This is a genomic window from Mesorhizobium mediterraneum, assembly GCF_002284565.1.
Classification (GTDB): Bacteria; Pseudomonadota; Alphaproteobacteria; order Rhizobiales; family Rhizobiaceae; genus Mesorhizobium; species Mesorhizobium mediterraneum.
In genome coordinates this window covers 1-17532 of the sequence record NZ_NPKI01000051.1, presented here as the reverse complement: position 1 = coordinate 17532, position 17532 = coordinate 1, and the positions used below count along the sequence as shown (strand labels likewise).

Genomic DNA, 17532 nt, shown 5'->3' with positions numbered 1-17532 from the left:
GAAGTGGTCAATGCCGGGGCAACATCACTGTCCCCAGCGCACACCGGATATCGTGAGAGTGCAAGGCGAGCTATGCCGACTGAACTCTGAGGCCCCACTCGCGACATCGAAATCAGCCAGCCGGAAGACCAGCCAGAGCGAGGATTTCGGGGGCCGGCGTGACATGTCCATGCGGCCTGCAGTAGCTGGGGTCGATCGCCCGATAGCCAAGCAGATTGGCGAGAGGCGCAAGTATCCCAAGCGCCACCCGCTGAACCGCAGGTGGGGGCCGCGTGAAGACGATCACGTCGGCAAATTCCCTGGCGATGACCGCCGCTTGAAGCGGTGAAGGTCTGCCTTTGTTATCCACCTTGCCAGCATTGGCCAGGCCGAAGAGCATGCCGATCAGCAGTTCGAAACGGTTCGGGTCAATGTGGTCCGCACCGTGCGCCCGTTCGATTTCGATCAGGATCTGGGCCTCGTCGGTCTTGCTGCTGTTCCACCAATCATGTGCAACGCCTGCCTCGGCCGTGGCGGATTGGCCAGGTCCCAGAGAGAAAGTCTTCCCGGCGATGCAGGCATTGAGCCGGCCGCTGAAGACGGTAAACCGTTCGATCATGTTCGGGTGGAAGTGCTCGCCTACCACCGCGGCCCCCGGCCGAGCGGTTAAATAAACGATGCCAGGCCCTTCGCCACGGTCTTCGGTGCCGCGCAGGATCACTGCATATTCGCCGGTCACCTTGTTCTCGTAGACATCTCCACAGCGTGACATGGATCAGCTCGCAGTTTCAGAACACCGCACATCACAGGGAAAAAGATCCCAGTGCCGCAGCTTTCGCGAAATCTACTTAAAGCATGTGCTCCAAAAAGCGTAAGGGGCGAACGCGCCAAGCAATCCCGAGAGAGATAGTTGCCTTCCCGGGGCACGATCGGCAGTTTTACCGAGCATGCTTAGGTGGCCGTGCGCGCGGAAACGGCACGACGGTCAGTGGCGCCTTGCGGAATTCCGCGATGGCTATTTCCTCGATCAGGGAATCCAGCGCCTCGCTGACGCGTTGGCTCGTTTCGTCCATGCCGCAGAGCCGGTTTTGGGCGCACTCCAAGAGCTCGCGCGCAGCGGCGAAGTCGCTTCGCATGACATCACCCATTCGATTTTACCCGCCGCCCGGACATTGTCGACGCGCTAAATTGAGCGATTGCTAATATACACAGGAGCATTTTAATCGAATGGCTTTAAATGCCCGGGTAGCAGGAGATGCCAGCGGTACCCATCGCCCTGTTGCATCAGTTGGTTCGATTTTACTGAATTTTTCTGATGGCCTGATGGCCTGATGGCCTGATGGCCACCGGGGCTTTGCGTTGCAGACCGCGGGGATCAGTCCTGATACGATCTTGGACGGCTTAGAAATTTTCTGGCGGCAGCGATCTGGCGTCGATGCTCGCGAAGGAAAGTCAGGCTGAAACAAATCGAAAAGGCCAGTCCTGAAAGGATTATCGTTGTTTGCGAGGTTGGATCAGGATCGGGAATTATCAGGAAGCGGAAACCGAACGCCAACGCGAGGGCAACAAGGCTGCCATACATGCCACCAATAAAGGGGGCGATCGTGCGTTTCTGCTCCAACAGAGACTCCTATGGTTTCCACTAGGAAATATAAGCGTTGGAACTGATATGCTACGGTCCCAACCTGTGGAAATCGGGGATGAGCAGATATCGACCGCCTTAAGACGTTCTCACAAGAGGCGCTTGCTGGTGCCCCGGACCGCGATAAGGCCCAAATCCAACTTGAGCGTTCCACCAGAATTTGACCAGAAATCAATCGGATAGAAAGGGCCTCTTCCTCTGAAGCGGTTAAGCCCGTGTACCGCTTTGTACCCGAGCGTTGGACCTACTGTTAACCTCGTTTGGCCGCTTTCAGGTGCCGACGATTTTGATCGGTTCGGGAAACGGGCTCGCAAGTTTCTTCCAGAGCAATGAGTTCCGCCGCGACCGGCCAAGGCCGCCATCTGCCCGCGCCAGACCCAATTCGGTGCGATTTCCCGCATCGGTTGCATCGCAGCCCCAGACACGCTACCATTACCTTCTTACGTTCCCGGGGGGGAAGGTGGATGAGAATCGTCCATAGGGTCGGTCCAGTTCTAGATCAGGCGATTGCCGCAGTCCTCAACAGGGCCGGCCATGGGGACACCGTTTCGGTCAAAGCAGCATTGAACCAAGTTCGGCAGGCTGCACCTGGTTTGGTCGCATCCAACGACGATTTAACCGAAGCTATCCTCGAAGTAGCTGCTGCCCTGGGCCTGTTCGTGGCTTTCGATGAGCGCGAGCAGTATACGCTCAATCCAGCTTAGTTATCCGACGAGTTGCGTTCAAAGCTGAAGGTGACCGTTATGGCAACCCGAGATTTCGATCGTGGCTTCCGAGAGTTGTTCGGAAGGCAATCGCCGGAAGTTATATTGGCTTCCTTCCGCCTCTATTTTGACAGCGTCGGGTAAGACGAAATCCTTTTTGCCATCCAGCACCATCGCGACAACAGCCTGCTTCGGCTCAATTGTGGTTTGTCCGAACTGGCACTGGTAGCGTTCCGATCATGAACCGAATACGATGCGGGGTTGGTTCCCCCGGACAAACGATCTGGGATGATCCCAAACCAAGGCCGTTGATTTTATTTTGTTTATTCGAGTTTCTGGTGCCCCCGGACGGAATCGAACCGCCGACCTTCGGTTTACAAAACCGCTGCTCTACCAGCTGAGCTACAAGGGCACGGCGCTCCGGTTAGCATATTTGTTGCGCCAGTAAAGACAAAACTCTGTTTTCGGTTGCCGGCGAACCCGCCGGAGCGGCCGGCGCGGTCCTCCTGAAAACGGCCAATTCGCTTCCTATATTGATCGAAGGTGCAATCGGATAGGCGAGGGTGCCGCATGATCAGATTTGTCGTCATTGCCCTGGTCGTCGTCGTGGCCTGGATTCTCTTGGTGAAGCTCGTCAAGAATCTGAAGAGCGCCAATGTCGATTGGACCGGCGTCACCACCATCATCGGCTTCATCGCGCTCGCCTTCTGGCTGCGTCATATCACCGGCATGGGCTGAGGCCTCCCCGCCGGGATGTCGACCGCGCCGCCTGCCGGTCATGATTGCGTGCTGACAGCGAACCTTGTCAGACCGGTCGATTTTCTTCGTTCGAAAAAATCCAAAAAAATCATCGAACCTTTTTCCTTGCTGCAACGACTGATGGTCAAGAGGCGGATGGATCGCCTCTCACACAACGCAGCAAGGAGATCATCATGTTCAAGCGCACCATCGTTTCCGGCCTCATCGCCACCGCTGTCGCCGCCGCCATGCTGGCCGGCACCGTTCAGCCTTCGGCCGCCCATCACAAGCATCACAACAAGCACCTTGGCATCGGCATTGCCGCCGGCGTCGGCGGCTTCCTGCTCGGTAGCGCGCTCGCCCAGCCTCGCACCGTCTATATCGAGGAACACGGCGGTTCGTGGCACGTCCGGCGCTGCCTCAACCGCTATCAGAGCTACGATCCGTACTCCGACACCTATGTCGGCTACGACGGCTACCGTCACCGCTGCCGGCTTTGAGGGGAGGTGAACCGTTTCAGGCAAGGGATAAGGGGCACCTCCTGCCCCTTATTCAGCTGACTGGGTTCAAAATTGAACCCGGCACCGCAACCGGTTCCAGCGAGGGATGTACAGGGATTTTTCGACATCTTAGTCTGGCGGTGAAGGCACCAGACCGAGAGGGACGCTTGGACGAGCACGAACCCAAGGAAGAGCAGATTGAGACGGATTTCCGCAACGGCACGATCACCACCGTCGGCATTCTACTGGCTTTCTCGCTGGGCTTCATCACGCATTGGGCCGCCAACCCGCTCCCTTGGGAAATCTATCACCTGGCAGCCGTCGTGCCGATTTTGATAGGCATTGCCTTGCAGATACGAGCGCTGCGGTTGCTGCTCGACACAACGTCTCTACAGCGACGCGTCTATGAACGCGCCACCCGCATCTTCATCGCCGGCCTCATCTTCACCGCATGCGGAGTTGGGTTGGCGATGCTGCTTGATTTCTACGACTTATCGACCAAGAGCGCGGTGCCCGGGGCCTAGCTCATCCTGACAGATGTCGCACCATTCGGCGCCGGTCAGCGCTGCCATGCGCTCGACGCCTATTTTCACCGCTGCATTGGTTGCGCCGGCCGCTGGCACGACCTGATCGTAGACGCGCAGCGATACGTCGCAATAGACCGGCAACGGCGAGGCGAGGCCGAAGGGGCAGACGCCGCCAATCGGATGGCCAGTGATTTCGGCCACCTGCTCGGCATCGAGCATGCGCGGCTTGCCGCCGAATGCATCGCGCGATTTGCGATTGTCGATGCGCGCGTCGCCGCGGGCGACGACCAGCATGACCCGGTCACCGACGCGCAGGCAGATGGTCTTGGCGATCTGCCCCGGCTCGACGCCGTGCGCCTCGGCCGCGAGCGCGACGGTCGCCGAGCTTGTCGGCGTTTCGATCACCTCAATGTCGGGGGCATATTCGGCGAAGAAGGCTTTGACGGATTGGAGGCTCATGCGTCTTTCGGGCGTCGGCTGGCGGAAGGTGGACGCAAACTTGGCCGTAGCCGGGCGGCTGTCAAGGTGAGCGCGCTGCGCCAATGTCGAAGAGTGAACCCGGTTCGGCGGCGCGGCTTGGTGAAGAAGGGGGCGGCAGACCACCAATCATCCTGGTTATTTCCGTTGCGGCTTCGCGCACCAGGGGGCCGATCTCTGCCAGCCGCTCCGTCGTCACCCGCACTGTCGGTCCCGAAACCGAAACCCCGCCGATCGGCTCGCCGAACTCGTTGAAAATCGCGGCGGCCACGCAGCGCATGCCGGGATGCCGCTCCTCGTCGTCGACCGACCAGCCGCGCAGCTTGATCGTGACCAGGTTGCGCGCCAGCGCCGAGATGTCGGACAGCGTCTTTTCGGTGAAGCGCTCCAGCCCGGCCCGGCGCAGGATGGCGCCGACGCGCTCCGGCTCGAGATGCGCCAGCACTGCCTTGCCGATGCCCGACGCATGGAAGGAGCTGCGCGTGCCCGGCCGGAAGAAGGCGCGGATCGCCTGATGCGTCTCGACCTGGCTGACGAAGACGACGCAATCATCCTCGGCGACGCCGAGATTGGCGGTCTCGCCGGTCTTCTCCATCAGTTCCTGCATGACAGTGCGGGCACGGTCGACCAGCTTGCGGCGGCGCAGGAATGCCGCGCCCATGCGATAAGTCTCGACGCCGATCGACCAAAGCTGGTCGGTGCTGTCGAACTCGACCATGCCGTGGTTTTCCAGCGTCGTCAGCATGCGGTAGGCGGTGGACGCTGCGAGGCCGCTCTGCGCGGCGATCTCGCTCAGCGACAGGCCGCTGCCGTCGGCGACGATGGCCAGGATGCGCAATGCCCGATCGAGCGACTGCACCGAAGCCGCCTCAGATGGACCGTGGAAGGCGCGCGGCCGTCCGCGCTGGCGTTTTTCGGTCGTTTCCATGACGGCATTCTTGGCAATTTCGCCAAATGTGCAATGAAAAACTTTTTCACTGCTCGGCAATGACAATATTATGAAAAACGGAAAAGCTAATTAAATCAGCGAATAATGGTCGTTTCTTAGAAATGAAAAAATATTCTGAAAAAATTGAAAAATAGTCGGCGCACTGGCATTCTCGGCCATCAACAAATTCCGTGGAGGCTGACATGGCCAGGATGCGCGCGGTCGACGCAGCGGTTCTCGTTTTGGAAAAGGAAGGCATTTCCTGCGCCTTCGGCGTGCCGGGCGCTGCCATAAACCCGTTCTATTCGGCGCTGAAGGCGAGGGGCACGATCCGCCATATCCTGGCGCGCCATGTCGAGGCGGCATCGCACATGGCCGAAGGCTATACCCGCGCCGGATCAGGCAATATCGGGCTGTGCATCGGCACCTCCGGCCCGGCCGGCACCGACATGATCACCGGGCTCTATTCTGCGGCGGCCGATTCGATTCCCATCCTGTGCATCACCGGCCAGGCGCCGCGGGCGCGTCTCAACAAGGAGGATTTTCAGGCCGTCGACATCGCCGCCATCGCTGCGCCCGTCGCCAAATGGGCGGTCACCGTCATGGAACCTTATCTCGTGCCGATGACGCTGCAGAAGGCGTTCCACCTGATGCGCTCGTCGCGGCCGGGGCCGGTTCTCGTTGATCTGCCGGTCGATGTGCAACTGGCCGAGATCGAGTTCGACATCGATGCCTATGAGCCGCTGGTGCCGTTCAAGCCGGCGATGTCGCGCAGCCAGGCGGAGAAGGCGTTGGCGATGCTAAACGCGGCCGAAAGACCGCTGATCGTCGCCGGCGGCGGCATCATCAATGCCGATGCCTCGGACCTGCTGATCGAATTCGCCGAAGTTACCGACGTGCCTGTTATCCCGACGCTGATGGGCTGGGGCGCGATCCCCGACGACCACCGGCTGATGGCCGGCATGTGCGGGCTGCAGACGTCGCATCGATACGGCAACGCGACGATGCTCGAGGCCGACTTCGTCTTCGGCATCGGCAACCGCTGGGCCAACCGCCACACCGGCTCTGTCGACGTCTATACCAGAGGCAAAAAATTCATCCATGTCGACATCGAGCCCACTCAGATAGGCCGCGTCTTCGCGCCGGATCTCGGTGTCGTGTCGGATGCGGGCGCGGCGCTCAAAATGCTGCTCGACGTCGCCACCGAGTGGAAGACGGCGGAGAAACTGCGCGACTGGTCGGGCTGGGTCAGGGAATGCCAGGGTCGCAAGAAGACGATGAAGCGCAAGACGCATTTCGACCAGGTGCCGCTGAAGCCGCAGCGCGTCTATGAGGAGATGAACAAGGCATTCGGCCGCGATACCACCTACGTCACCACGATCGGGCTTTCGCAGATCGCCGGCGCGCAGTTCCTGCATGTCTACAAGCCGCGCAACTGGATCAATTGCGGCCAGGCCGGCCCGCTTGGCTGGACGCTGCCGGCAGCGCTTGGCGTCCGCGCCGCCGATCCGCAGCGCAACATCGTGGCGCTGTCCGGCGACTATGATTTCCAGTTCATGATCGAGGAACTGGCGGTCGGCGCGCAGCACAAATTGCCTTACATCCATGTCGTCGTGAACAATGCCTATCTCGGCCTGATCCGCCAGGCGCAGCGCGGCTTTTCGATGGATTTCGAGGTCAGCCTCGCCTTCGAGAACGTCAACCGCAAAGACGATCCCGAGGCTGGCTACGGCGTCGATCATGTCGCTGTCGCCGAGGCCATGGGCTGCAAGGCGGTCCGGGTGCGCAGGCCTGAGGAATTCGCCGGCGCCTTCGAGCAGGCGCAGCGCCTGATGAAGGAGCACCAGGTTCCCGTCGTGCTCGAATTCATCCTCGAGCGCGTCACCAACATTTCGATGGGCACCGAAATCGACAAGATCACCGAGTTCGAGGAGCTTGCCGAACATCACAAAGACGCGCCGACCGCGATCGTGATGCTCGATTAGAGCCTGATCCATCCCGCTGGGATGGGGCTCTATCTTCTTGTTTGACCATGATCTTTCCGAAAACCGGTTTTCACTTTTCGGGATCATGGTCTGGAACCGGAGAAAAAAGAATGCCGCGTTTTTCAGCCAATCTCTCGATGCTCTTTGGCGAGCACGATTTCCTCGACCGCTTCGATGCCGCCGCCCGCGCCGGCTTCAAAGGCGTCGAATATATCGGTCCTTATGACCATGCGCCGGAGGTGGTTGCCGCGAGGCTCAGGAAGAACGGCCTGACCCAGGTGCTGTTCAACCTGCCGGCCGGCGATTGGGCCAAGGGCGAGCGCGGCATCGCCGTGTTGCCGGATCGCGTTCCCGAGTTCCGGCAAGGCGTCGCCAAGGCGATCACCTACGCGCATGCGCTGGGTTGCGAACAGGTCAACTGCCTTGCCGGCATCGCGCCGCGGGGCGTCGAACGGAGCGTGCTGGAAGATGTCTTTGCCGAGAACCTGGCTTTCGCAGCGGAGAAGCTGGAGCAGGCCGGCATCAGGCTTCTGATCGAGCCGATCAACACGCTCGATATTCCAGGCTTCTTCCTGAATTATTCGGATCAGGCCTTGGCGCTCATCGACCGCGTCGGCTCGAAGAACCTGTTCCTGCAATACGACATCTATCACATGCAGATCATGGAGGGGGATCTCGCCCGCACCATCGAGGCAAACCTCGGCCGCATCGCGCATATCCAGCTTGCGGACAATCCCGGCCGTCATGAGCCGGGGACGGGCGAGATCAATTTTCCCTTTCTGTACAACCACATCGACCGCATTGGTTATTCCGGCTGGATCGGCGCGGAGTACAAGCCGAAGGCGGGGACGGAAGCCGGACTCGGATGGTTCCGGAACTTGGCCGGGCAGGGTAGTGCGGCGGCGTAGGTGCAGGAAGTCGCGATTGAAGTCGAGTCCCTTCGCGCCCCCCTCTGGCCTGCCGGCCATCTCCCCCACGGGTGGGGAGATCGGCAGTTTCGGCGCCGGCTTTTAACTTTCCCGACCTCTAAAATTGGCGAAAGCGGCGGCGACATCCAATCTCCCCACCCGTGGGGGAGATGGCCGGCAGGCCAGAGGGGGGCGCGAAGGAACGCGGCCTTAACAAGCAAACACGACGGAGAAAATGAATGGAAACCATCGGTTTCATCGGCCTCGGCATCATGGGCGCGCCGATGGCGGGGCATCTGCTCGACGCTGGCTACACCGTCGTCGCCAGCGACCACCGCTCGAAACCGCCGGCCGATCTCGTCGCCAAGGGTTTGAAGACCGTCACCGGCCATGACGTCGTGGCGAAAACGGCCGACATCATCATCACCATGGTTCCCGACACGCCTGAGGTGGCCGATGTGCTGTTCGGCAACAACGGCGTCGCCTCGGGTCTGTCCGGCGGCAAGCTGGTCATCGATATGAGCTCGATCTCGCCGATCGAAACGAAGGAATTCGCCAGAAAAATCAATGCGCTTGGCTGCGACTATCTCGACGCGCCGGTGTCCGGCGGCGAGGTCGGCGCCAAGGCCGCATCGCTGACCATCATGGTCGGCGGCGAGGAAAGGGCTTTCGAGCGCGCCAGGCCGGTGTTCGAGAAAATAGGCAAGAACATCACGCTGGTCGGGCCGAACGGCGTTGGCCAGATCACCAAGGTCGCCAACCAGATCGTCGTCGCGCTGACCATTGAAGCGGTCGCCGAAGCCCTTGTTTTCGCTTCAAAAGCCGGTGCCGACCCGGCCAAGGTCCGGCAGGCGCTAATGGGCGGACTGGCCGCCTCGCGCATCCTCGAAGTGCATGGTGAGCGGATGATCAAGCGCAGCTTCGCGCCGGGCTTTCGCATCGAACTGCACCAGAAGGATCTTAATCTCGCTCTTGAAGGCGCGAAGGCGCTCGGCGTCGCGCTACCCAACACCTCTACCACACAGCAATTGTTCAACTCCTGCGCGGCCAATGGCGGCGCCAAGGAGGATCACTCGGCGCTGGTCAGGGCGCTGGAGAGGATGGCGGGGCATGGGTTAGGGCAGTAGGGCAGTAGGGCAGTAGGGTGGATCCACTCTGAGCGAAACATACTGCCTTATTGCCCTATTCCCTTACTGCCCTAAAAACTTCCTCGCCGCATAAAGGCTCACCGCCGCAGCATTCGACACGTTGAGCGAGCGGATGGCGCCGGGCATGTCGAGCCGGGCGAGCGTCGTCACCGTCTCGCGCGTCTTCTGGCGCAGGCCCTTGCCTTCGGCGCCCAGCACCAATGCGATCTTTTCTCCCGAAAAACTCTTTTCGAGTTCCGCCGGCCCGTCCGAATCGAGGCCGATGGTCTGGAAGCCGGCCTCGTGCAACTGGCCGAGCGCGTCGGCGAGGTTCTTCACTTCGATCTGGTCGATATGCTCCAGTGCGCCGGAGGCCGATTTCGCCAGCACGCCGGATTCATGCGGGCTGTGGCGCGCCGTGGTGATCAGCGCGCCGGCGCCGAAGGCGACTGCCGAGCGCAAGATCGCACCGACATTGTGCGGGTCGGTGACCTGGTCGAGCACCAGCACCAGCGTCGTATCGCCGAGCGCATCGAGGCGCTTGGGCTTCAGCGGCTCGGCTTCGATCAGCACACCTTGATGGACGGCATCGGAGCCGGTGACCTTGTCGATATCCTTCGGTTCGACCAGCTCTGCCTTGAAGGGCAGGGCGGCGAGGTCGGCGATCGCCAGCCGCTCGGCGGCATTGCGCGTCACCAGCATCTTCCTGATCCGCCGGCGCGGATTGTCGAGTGCTGCCCGCACCGTATGCAGGCCGTAGAGCCTCACCAGGCCGTCCGCGGCGGTCTCACCCGGCGGCACCGGCTGGCGCGGCCTGAACGCCGGCGCGCCGCCGCTCTTCTCGTCTCGATGCGCACGGCGCAGCTTGGCGTAGTGGGTGTCTTTTGGGGTCTTGGGCTTGTTGTCGTTGCTCATGGCCGGTTCTATAGCCGTGTCGTTTGCGTATGGATACAGCCGCCGAACCTGCTTGTCGGGCGAGGCATCAAATTCAGCGCGTTTTGCCGGGATGTTGCGGTTGACAGTTTTGGGCGCTGCCGCCATAAGGCGCTTCGCGAAGGGCTGCTACGGCGGTTGCGACGCGTCGATGCCTCGTTGCATGGCTCCGGCGGCAGACTGGAGAGGTGCCCGAGTGGTTAAAGGGGACGGACTGTAAATCCGTTGGCTATGCCTACGTTGGTTCAAATCCAACCCTCTCCACCACTGCCGGCCCGGAAGCCCTGAAACGCGGAAGCATCGGATCGAAAAGTGCATAGCGGTTTTCGGCCGATGCCTAACTGAAAGGCGCGGGTATAGCTCAGTGGTAGAGCAGCAGCCTTCCAAGCTGAATACGCGGGTTCGATTCCCGCTACCCGCTCCAGATTTCCATTCGCTGCTCCGTAGGGCTTCGCGCATCATCCCGAATCCATGCTCAGCGCAAGTTGAAACGCGCCTGCGAACGGGATCATCCGCAAATCAAAAATTCGACGTGTTGAAGCTTCGTAGCGCGTCCAACGGATGCGCGGTGAGCTGCCTGCCTAACTGGTGAACCTGTTCAATATCGACGCGAGTTGATTTTGCTGCGGCACTTGCCCGTTCGGCGTCATCTGGTCGACGAGACCCGGCAAAGCCGCGGACAATTGCTTGAGCAAGTCCTGCTCGTTCAGCCCTGTCCTTTGCGCGATCTCGCGAATGACCTGCGGGCCCAACGCATTGCCCAGATCGTTGGCCTGGATGGGCTGGTTCTGCCCGGTGCCGACCCACGAATCGGCGGCATTGCCGTGGCCGGCGTCTTTCAGCTTATCGAGCAGGCCGCCCAGTCCGCCGAGCAAGCCACCGTCGGCGGATGCGGTTGTATCAGGCGGCACGGGGGCGGTGCTTTGGGCCGGATCGGTCTGGGCGGAACTTCCACCGCTCAGCATTTTTCCAACCAGCAGCGCACCGAGCGCGATCATCAGCGGCTTGGCGACGTTACCGCCGGGAACGGCATTGTCAAACAGTCCCATTGTGGATCTCCATGTCAATGTTGCCCGTCCCATCTCCACAATGACCCATTCGGGTCGAATTTCAAGCTGGTTGAGCTTTCCGTAATCATGAATTTCAAGTTGGCTTGAGCTTTGCTTAATAATGTGGAAGTAATCGGCTGCGGGGAATGGAGAGGAAAATGTCAATATTAAGCTGGATCATCCTTGGCGTCATAGCCGGCTTTATAGGCAGCAAGATCGTCAACAAGAGCGGGCAGGGCCTTGTTCTTGATATCATACTCGGGATCGTCGGCGCTGTTGTCGGCGGCCTGATCTTCAGCGCCTTTGGGGCGTCAGGCGTTACCGGCCTCAACATCTACAGCCTGATCGTCGCCGTGCTGGGATCGGTGGTCGTTCTGTGGGCCTATCACCAGTTCACCGGGAACCGGGCTCTTTAGAGATTAAAGGCCAACAGGTAAGGCGGCCTCGGCGGGCCGCCTGACGTGTTCTGGCCGGCCGCTTTCGGTCCATCCGATATCGCGGCTTTCCGCTCTGGGAAGCCGCGACTTCTCGTCCAATTACCCGTGCGACGGTGCGGCGCGGGCGCTGAAACGTCCTACCTGATCCTTTTGAGGATTTCTCGGACCAGCGTGTTGAAGCCAGCTTCGAGCCCTCTGGCCAGGATTGGCCACAATTCATCGAGCAGACGTCTGAAAGCAGTTTCCAGAGCTGCGTCACGGCCGCTTCTGACAGGCAGGTCGGGCATCGACCCCATCGCCGCCATGACCTGCTGGCGCAGCCGGTCGCCACAGGCCCTCGCGCCGACGACCGTCGGGTCAAAGGGCAGGCGGCTAACATCCCATTTTCCGCGTTGCTCGATGCCGAGATTGCGCTCGACCTCGGCGTGCGAAAGAACCGTTTTGGGCGTGACCTTGATGCGATAGTATTTGCAAAGCGCGGCGACGACAACGATCAGCGCATCCCACTGCGTCCTCGTCATCGGGTATTGGCCGGCATTGAATGGTCTTTCCTCCGCCCCGGCCATGCAGCAGAGAGAAACCCCGATCGAGCCGCTGTTGCAGTTGAGGGTGTGAGCTGCGTATCCCGATTTCACCCTGCCGGAATTGAGCGTGATGGAAGGCCGGCCCCTGACGAGGCCGCCATTCCCCTCGACCAGGATATGATAGACGTCCTTGTCGGTCTCGCCTGCCGAATGCGAGCCTGCCGTCCAATGGCAAATGACCCGCTTCATCGGAACGTTGGGCGTCCAGTCCGGCGGCAATGCCACAGAAAATCCCCGCAACAAATCTGGCAAACGCGATCACTATAGTTTCTTTGACAGAGAATGCGAAAACGAAACGATAATTTGGTTGAGCGTTTCTAACGTTCGGCGCTTTTGCACTTGTCGCCTGGGGCAGGATACCGGGCTGCGGCCCGCTTGTCCCTGGCTAGAGGCAAGCGGGCAACTCTGATAGGGAATTTCCGGCACGGATTTGGGCGGGATGGGCGATGTCGGGCGCAGTCGGCAATGGCGATTGAAATAAAAGAACTCGCGATCACCTATTATCCCATCCCGAAGAGCGGCAGCAGCAGCGTCAAATATGCGCTTATGGCGCTCGACGGAAAGGAAGGCTCGCTCTCCGGGTTCGACCCCGACAATGACGTTCACGGCCATTTGGCGACAAACTACGTCGACCCTTTCTTTCCCACATATGACGGACACAAGGGCCGGTTCACGATCGTCCGCGATCCCCTGGAGCGGCTTCTCTCCGCCTATTCCAGCAGGATCTCCGACACTCGGGTTCTGACCAGACCGGAGGTGGACAGGGAGAAGCTTGAAAGGCTCGGCATTCCGGTCGATCCGGACTTCGATACGTTCATTTTCAACATCGAGAAATACTGCGCCTGCTCCTGGGAGATCCAGTTCCACGTGGCGTCGCCGCGCTATTTTACCGGCTGCAGCCTGTTCCTCTTCGAACATGTCTTCAAATTCGAGCAGATGGACAGAGTGGAGGCGTTTCTATCCTCTGTAAGCGGACGGGTATTCGACCTGCCACGGCTGCAGGTCGGCGGCAGGAAAATCAGCCCTTCGGACCTGTCGCCGGCGGCGTTGGCCAAGGCGATGCGGTTTTGCCGCTACGACTATGGATTTCTCGTCGATTACTACGATCCGCAAAAATGGGGAGGCATTCCTGAAGGCGATGCCGATGATCCCTCGACGCTGCATGTTTTCGGCGATCCGGGAGCCTTGCGCGATGGCCGGATCATCTATCCCCGAACACCGCGCAATCTCTTTCACTTCATGTCCAAGCGCTCGCTTATCGAGCCGAGGATAATTCTCTAGCTGCCGGTCTGTGCCGGTTATCCGTCAGCACCTTCGGCGTTCACCACATGCTCTTCAAATTTGGGCAGGTCGTCGGTGATTGCGAACCACTTCGCCTTGGAGCCGACAAAGATGTGATGCGTCGGGCGGATAGCCGGCTCGTCGACGAGGGTTCCCATGGCGACGTGCACGAAAGCGCCGTCGCGGACGACCGAATAGAGCAATGAGCCGCAGGTCTTGCAATGGGTGTCATGGACGGTCTCCTCGCCGAAGATCAGGAGATTGTCCTCGCCTTTGGTCAGGCTCAGCCTCTCACGCTCGATGCCGGCAAACGGCTTGAAGGCGGAACCGGTGGTGCGCCGACAGTTCGAGCAGTGGCAATTGGCGGCGTAGATGAACTCGTCGGCCACCGCGTATTGCACGGCGCCGCACAGGCACTTCCCGGCAAGCATGCGGTTGCTGGCGTTCTCCTGACTTGTCACGGGCTTCTCCATTCTAGCGGTGACCACTGCTTGAATTAGGCGACCACGGTCAGCCGGCGCCTGCGCTCGTCGAGCGATACGATGGTCAGCCCACTGGCCACCACCAGAAGGATGCCGCTGATCGCCAGCGCGTTCGGGAATTGCTGGAACACCACCAGACCCGAAATGACTGCCCAGACGGTGAAGCAGTAATAGAACGGCGCCACCACGCCGGTTGGCCCGACGCGATAGGCCATGAAGATGAAGAAGTGGCCGAAGATCAGGAACAATCCGGCCCCGGCCATCAGCAGCAGATGATGCGTCTCGGGCATCACCCAACGCTCGGACATCAGATGCGCGACGCCTGAGCCGACCAGCACCACCACCACCGCAGAAATTGCGACGATCATTCCAGGCACATCGGCGGCGACCCGCCGCCCGGCGAGATCGCGCGCGGCGGCGAATGCCGCGTTGCCGAGCGCCAGCAAGGCGTAGACCGAGATACCCTGCATGGTCGGCTGCGCCACCATCACCGCACCGATGAAGCCGAGCCCGATCAGCGCCATGCGCAGCCCTCCGATCCGTTCGCGGAACAGGACAGAGGAGCCAATCAGCATGAGCAGGGGAGTGATCTGCCCCAAGGCGGTCGAATCGGCGATCTGCATGTTGGCCAGCGCCACCACGTAGCAAAGGATTGCCGCCAGCTCGAACAGGTTTCTCCGTAACACTCTTCTTTCGAGGATCAGCGGGATCTGCTTGGCGTAACCCAGCGCAAACAGCAACGGGATGCCCCACAGCGTTGCCGCCGTCCCGCGCAGAAACAGCACCTCATAGGGTGGCAGCCCCACCGTCGCCAGCTTCATCATCGTGTCGTTGACGACATAGGACCCGGTCGAGAGGATCATGAACAGCGGGCCGCGGATGGCGATCGGAATGAAATGCATTGGATCAGGAAATCAGACCTGGTTGATGGCGGCAATGGGCGCCAACGGGCAAGGGAGCAGGATTTGCTTCAGTTCGCGCTGGCCATTCCGGCCCGCGAAACCGCCGGACGTATCGGGACGGCATAGACCTGCAATGCACGGCCGATCACCAGGCTGAGCACGAGCAGCGCCGAGAAGAACGCGGTGGGAGCGTATTGCGAGGGACCGCAGCCGACCAGAATGCCTGCAGCGATCACGACGGCGCTCTCTTTCGCCGAAAAGCCTGTTTTCCCCAGAAACACCAGCGGAACGGCGAGGGCTACGAAATCGTAGATGAACGCGTACGGCGAGCCGAGGATCGTCGCCGTCGCGAGAGCTGCTGCCTTGACATGGAAAGCTCCTTTTTGAAGCCATATCCAGATGATGCCGGCGCCCAGGGCTGCGATGAGAAAACCCTGCGCGACCCATGCGGTCGTCAGGCTTCCGCCAAGCGCGCGGACAAAGCCATAGAGGCTTTGAAGCTTTGAAAAATCGGCCCTGCCGTCGACGAGGATCATCCCGTTTATCTTAGCGGCGGTGTCAAAGAAGTCGGACCAGATCTGCGTGCCGAAAACGGCGATGGAAAGCACGGCCATTGCAGTGGCGGAAATGGTGGCCCATCCGATGACCCGCCAATAGCCTCCAGCGATGAGGGCAACGGGTATGATCAGACCGAACTGCGGCTTGTAGGTAAGCAGACCGAAGAAGAGGCCGGCGAGCGCCGGGCGTTTTTCAATCGATGCGATAGCTGCGCCAAGCAGGGCAGCGGTGACGAAGCCGTTTTGCCCGACCGCTGTGTTCCAAAGCACGGGAGGCCAGGCCATGGCTGCCAGAACCGCAAGGCGTGTCTCCCCGATCAGCCGTATGGCAAAGGCATAGAACGTTATCCCGAATGCCATCCATGAAACCAACGCGGCGGGATAAGACACCAGCGCCAATGCTGCGGTCACCAGCAGGAAAGTTGGAGGATATTGCCAGGAATAATAGCCATTGAAAACGGCGCCGCTTTCAGCGGACGAGATGCTCTTGTGCATTTCCAAGTTATAGGCATCGGCTGCGTGGCCTTGCAGAACAAACTTGCCAGCGCCCCAAAATGCCAGGAAATCGGTGGCGATTGGCTGTCCGTTCGCGTCGAATAGCCAATCGCCAATCAATACCGCAATGACAAGCACGCAGAGATAGGCAAAGATCAAGCCGCAGACGGCGAGATAGATAAGACGTTGCAGGTTTTTTCCTGCCGTGAAGTCGGCTATCCGCATGGTGCCCGTTTGCCCGCGCCGCAAGGTGCCCGGGCGTTATCTTGCCCCCGTTTTCATTAAGAGTTTGTGTCGCGACTGGCCGCGGTGGTGTCCATCTTACATTTGCGTCGCCTCATTCCCATATCGGCGTCACATCCCTGAAATCGGATCATGGGTTCGGGATCGAGTGAAAATGCGTTCGGCCACAAGGCACTTGTGTTTTTCGGCCGTAGTCGCTAATCGCCCCGCATTCGACTGAACTGAAGGTCCAGGCCGTCCAAGGAAAGAGACTATGGCAAAAGGTAAATTCGAGCGTACAAAGCCTCATGTGAACATTGGCACGATTGGCCACGTCGATCATGGCAAGACGTCGTTGACGGCGGCGATCACCAAGTATTTTGGCGAATACAAGCGCTACGACCAGATTGATGCGGCGCCTGAGGAGAAGGCGCGCGGCATCACCATCTCGACGGCTCATGTCGAATACGAGACGGCTGCCCGCCACTACGCCCATGTCGACTGCCCCGGCCACGCCGACTATGTGAAGAACATGATCACCGGCGCTGCGCAGATGGACGGCGCGATCCTGGTTGTGTCGGCCGCCGACGGCCCGATGCCGCAGACCCGCGAGCACATCCTGCTGGCCCGTCAGGTCGGCGTGCCGTCGATCGTGGTGTTTTTGAACAAGGTCGACCAAGTCGACGACGCCGAGCTGCTCGAGCTGGTCGAGCTCGAGGTGCGTGAGCTGTTGACCAAGAACGAGTTCCCCGGCGACGACATTCCGATCGTCAAGGGCTCGGCGCTTGCGGCTCTGGAAGATTCCGACAAGAAGATCGGCGAGGACGCGATCCGCGAATTGATGGCTGCGGTCGACGACTACATCCCGACGCCGGTTCGTCCGCTGGACAAGCCGTTCCTGATGCCGATCGAGGACGTGTTCTCGATCTCGGGCCGCGGCACGGTTGTGACCGGTCGCGTCGAGCGCGGCGTGGTCAAGGTCGGCGAGGAGCTGGAGATCATCGGCATCCGTCCGACGACCAAGACGACCTGCACCGGCGTCGAGATGTTCCGCAAGCTGCTCGACCAGGGCCAG

At 60.3% G+C, this 17532-nt stretch carries 21 protein-coding genes and 3 tRNA genes; 12 read left to right on the top strand and 12 right to left on the bottom strand.

Translation table 11 applies throughout. The features are described from left to right. Window positions 1–112: 112 nt before the first annotated feature. The 3 genes from CIT25_RS34080 to CIT25_RS36695 form a co-directional block, all read right to left on the bottom strand. The gene (locus CIT25_RS34080; RefSeq protein ID WP_245330138.1) at window positions 113–718 is read right to left on the bottom strand and encodes a cupin domain-containing protein; all 606 of its coding nucleotides are present in this window, start codon (window positions 716–718) and stop codon (window positions 113–115) included. 199 nt (window positions 719–917) lie between these two features. Beyond that, complete coding sequence (locus CIT25_RS34075) at window positions 918–1115, bottom strand: hypothetical protein (RefSeq protein WP_065008304.1); 198 nt, start codon at window positions 1113–1115, stop codon at window positions 918–920. A gap of 239 nt (window positions 1116–1354) precedes the next feature. Then, entirely contained in the window at window positions 1355–1600 is a 246-nt protein-coding gene (locus CIT25_RS36695) for a hypothetical protein (protein ID WP_126106725.1), read from the bottom strand. A gap of 485 nt (window positions 1601–2085) precedes the next feature. Between CIT25_RS36695 and CIT25_RS34070 the strand changes: the two genes are divergently transcribed. Further along, entirely contained in the window at window positions 2086–2325 is a 240-nt protein-coding gene (locus CIT25_RS34070; RefSeq protein ID WP_095489460.1) for a hypothetical protein, read from the top strand. A 336-nt stretch (window positions 2326–2661) separates the two neighbouring features. Here the strand turns inward: CIT25_RS34070 and CIT25_RS34065 are convergent. Then, a tRNA-Thr gene (locus tag CIT25_RS34065) sits at window positions 2662–2737 on the bottom strand. Window positions 2738–2895: 158 nt separating this feature from the next. On the opposite strand from CIT25_RS34065, the gene CIT25_RS37070 reads away from it, so the two are divergent. From CIT25_RS37070 to CIT25_RS34050, 3 genes are all read left to right on the top strand, one after another. Next, complete coding sequence (locus CIT25_RS37070; RefSeq protein ID WP_095489459.1) at window positions 2896–3063, top strand: hypothetical protein; 168 nt, start codon at window positions 2896–2898, stop codon at window positions 3061–3063. A gap of 194 nt (window positions 3064–3257) precedes the next feature. Beyond that, window positions 3258–3563 (top strand): BA14K family protein, encoded by a 306-nt coding sequence (locus CIT25_RS34055; protein ID WP_095489458.1) that lies wholly within the window; start codon window positions 3258–3260, stop codon window positions 3561–3563. Window positions 3564–3730: 167 nt separating this feature from the next. Next, entirely contained in the window at window positions 3731–4087 is a 357-nt protein-coding gene (locus CIT25_RS34050; RefSeq protein WP_095489666.1) for a hypothetical protein, read from the top strand. Here the strand turns inward: CIT25_RS34050 and CIT25_RS34045 are convergent. Further along, entirely contained in the window at window positions 4055–4549 is a 495-nt protein-coding gene (locus tag CIT25_RS34045) for a YbaK/EbsC family protein (RefSeq protein ID WP_095489457.1), read from the bottom strand. The genes CIT25_RS34050 and CIT25_RS34045 overlap by 33 nt on opposite strands. A gap of 61 nt (window positions 4550–4610) precedes the next feature. Beyond that, complete coding sequence (gene bhcR / locus CIT25_RS34040) at window positions 4611–5495, bottom strand: HTH-type transcriptional regulator BhcR (protein WP_095489456.1); 885 nt, start codon at window positions 5493–5495, stop codon at window positions 4611–4613. Window positions 5496–5698: 203 nt separating this feature from the next. Here bhcR and gcl point away from each other — a divergent pair, with 203 nt between their 5' ends. The 3 genes from gcl to CIT25_RS34025 all read left to right on the top strand — a co-directional run bounded on the left by gcl (window position 5699) and on the right by CIT25_RS34025 (window position 9515). Beyond that, the gene (gene gcl, locus CIT25_RS34035) at window positions 5699–7480 is read left to right on the top strand and encodes a glyoxylate carboligase (RefSeq protein WP_095489455.1); all 1782 of its coding nucleotides are present in this window, start codon (window positions 5699–5701) and stop codon (window positions 7478–7480) included. Window positions 7481–7590: 110 nt separating this feature from the next. Then, a complete protein-coding gene (gene hyi, locus CIT25_RS34030; protein ID WP_095489454.1) occupies window positions 7591–8388 on the top strand; it encodes a hydroxypyruvate isomerase in 798 nt (265 codons plus the stop codon). A 239-nt stretch (window positions 8389–8627) separates the two neighbouring features. After that, window positions 8628–9515, top strand: a complete 888-nt coding sequence (locus tag CIT25_RS34025; protein ID WP_095489453.1) for a 2-hydroxy-3-oxopropionate reductase — start codon at window positions 8628–8630, stop codon at window positions 9513–9515. 63 nt (window positions 9516–9578) lie between these two features. Here CIT25_RS34025 and CIT25_RS34020 read toward each other — a convergent pair whose 3' ends face one another. Next, entirely contained in the window at window positions 9579–10430 is an 852-nt protein-coding gene (locus CIT25_RS34020) for a TrmH family RNA methyltransferase (RefSeq protein ID WP_095489665.1), read from the bottom strand. Window positions 10431–10630: 200 nt separating this feature from the next. Between CIT25_RS34020 and CIT25_RS34015 the strand changes: the two genes are divergently transcribed. Together CIT25_RS34015 and CIT25_RS34010 are read left to right on the top strand one after the other, a co-directional pair. Next, window positions 10631–10715 (top strand) — tRNA-Tyr (locus tag CIT25_RS34015). A gap of 83 nt (window positions 10716–10798) precedes the next feature. Next, window positions 10799–10872, top strand: a tRNA-Gly gene (locus tag CIT25_RS34010). A gap of 157 nt (window positions 10873–11029) precedes the next feature. Here CIT25_RS34010 and CIT25_RS34005 read toward each other — a convergent pair. Further along, a complete protein-coding gene (locus CIT25_RS34005; protein WP_095489452.1) occupies window positions 11030–11497 on the bottom strand; it encodes a YidB family protein in 468 nt (155 codons plus the stop codon). A 158-nt stretch (window positions 11498–11655) separates the two neighbouring features. On the opposite strand from CIT25_RS34005, the gene CIT25_RS34000 reads away from it, so the two are divergent. Next, on the top strand, window positions 11656–11913 hold the full coding sequence (locus CIT25_RS34000) for a GlsB/YeaQ/YmgE family stress response membrane protein (protein ID WP_095489451.1): 258 nt from the start codon (window positions 11656–11658) through the stop codon (window positions 11911–11913). A 158-nt stretch (window positions 11914–12071) separates the two neighbouring features. Here the strand turns inward: CIT25_RS34000 and CIT25_RS33995 are convergent, their stop codons facing one another. Next, the gene (locus CIT25_RS33995; protein WP_095489450.1) at window positions 12072–12743 is read right to left on the bottom strand and encodes a peptidoglycan recognition protein family protein; all 672 of its coding nucleotides are present in this window, start codon (window positions 12741–12743) and stop codon (window positions 12072–12074) included. A gap of 240 nt (window positions 12744–12983) precedes the next feature. On the opposite strand from CIT25_RS33995, the gene CIT25_RS33990 reads away from it, so the two are divergent. Continuing rightward, window positions 12984–13799, top strand: a complete 816-nt coding sequence (locus CIT25_RS33990) for a sulfotransferase family 2 domain-containing protein (protein WP_095489449.1) — start codon at window positions 12984–12986, stop codon at window positions 13797–13799. Between the two features lie 17 nt (window positions 13800–13816). On the opposite strand, the gene CIT25_RS33985 is transcribed toward CIT25_RS33990, so the two are convergent. The 3 genes from CIT25_RS33985 to CIT25_RS33975 form a co-directional block, all read right to left on the bottom strand. Beyond that, window positions 13817–14272, bottom strand: a complete 456-nt coding sequence (locus CIT25_RS33985) for a GFA family protein (RefSeq protein WP_095489448.1) — start codon at window positions 14270–14272, stop codon at window positions 13817–13819. 23 nt (window positions 14273–14295) lie between these two features. Beyond that, window positions 14296–15183, bottom strand: a complete 888-nt coding sequence (locus tag CIT25_RS33980; RefSeq protein WP_095489447.1) for a DMT family transporter — start codon at window positions 15181–15183, stop codon at window positions 14296–14298. Window positions 15184–15251: 68 nt separating this feature from the next. Continuing rightward, a complete protein-coding gene (locus CIT25_RS33975) occupies window positions 15252–16460 on the bottom strand; it encodes a glycosyltransferase family 87 protein (protein ID WP_095489446.1) in 1209 nt (402 codons plus the stop codon). Between the two features lie 271 nt (window positions 16461–16731). Here CIT25_RS33975 and CIT25_RS33970 point away from each other — a divergent pair. Continuing rightward, window positions 16732–17532 (top strand): elongation factor Tu (locus CIT25_RS33970; RefSeq protein ID WP_095488821.1); only part of this gene is annotated, 801 nt, incomplete at its 3' end.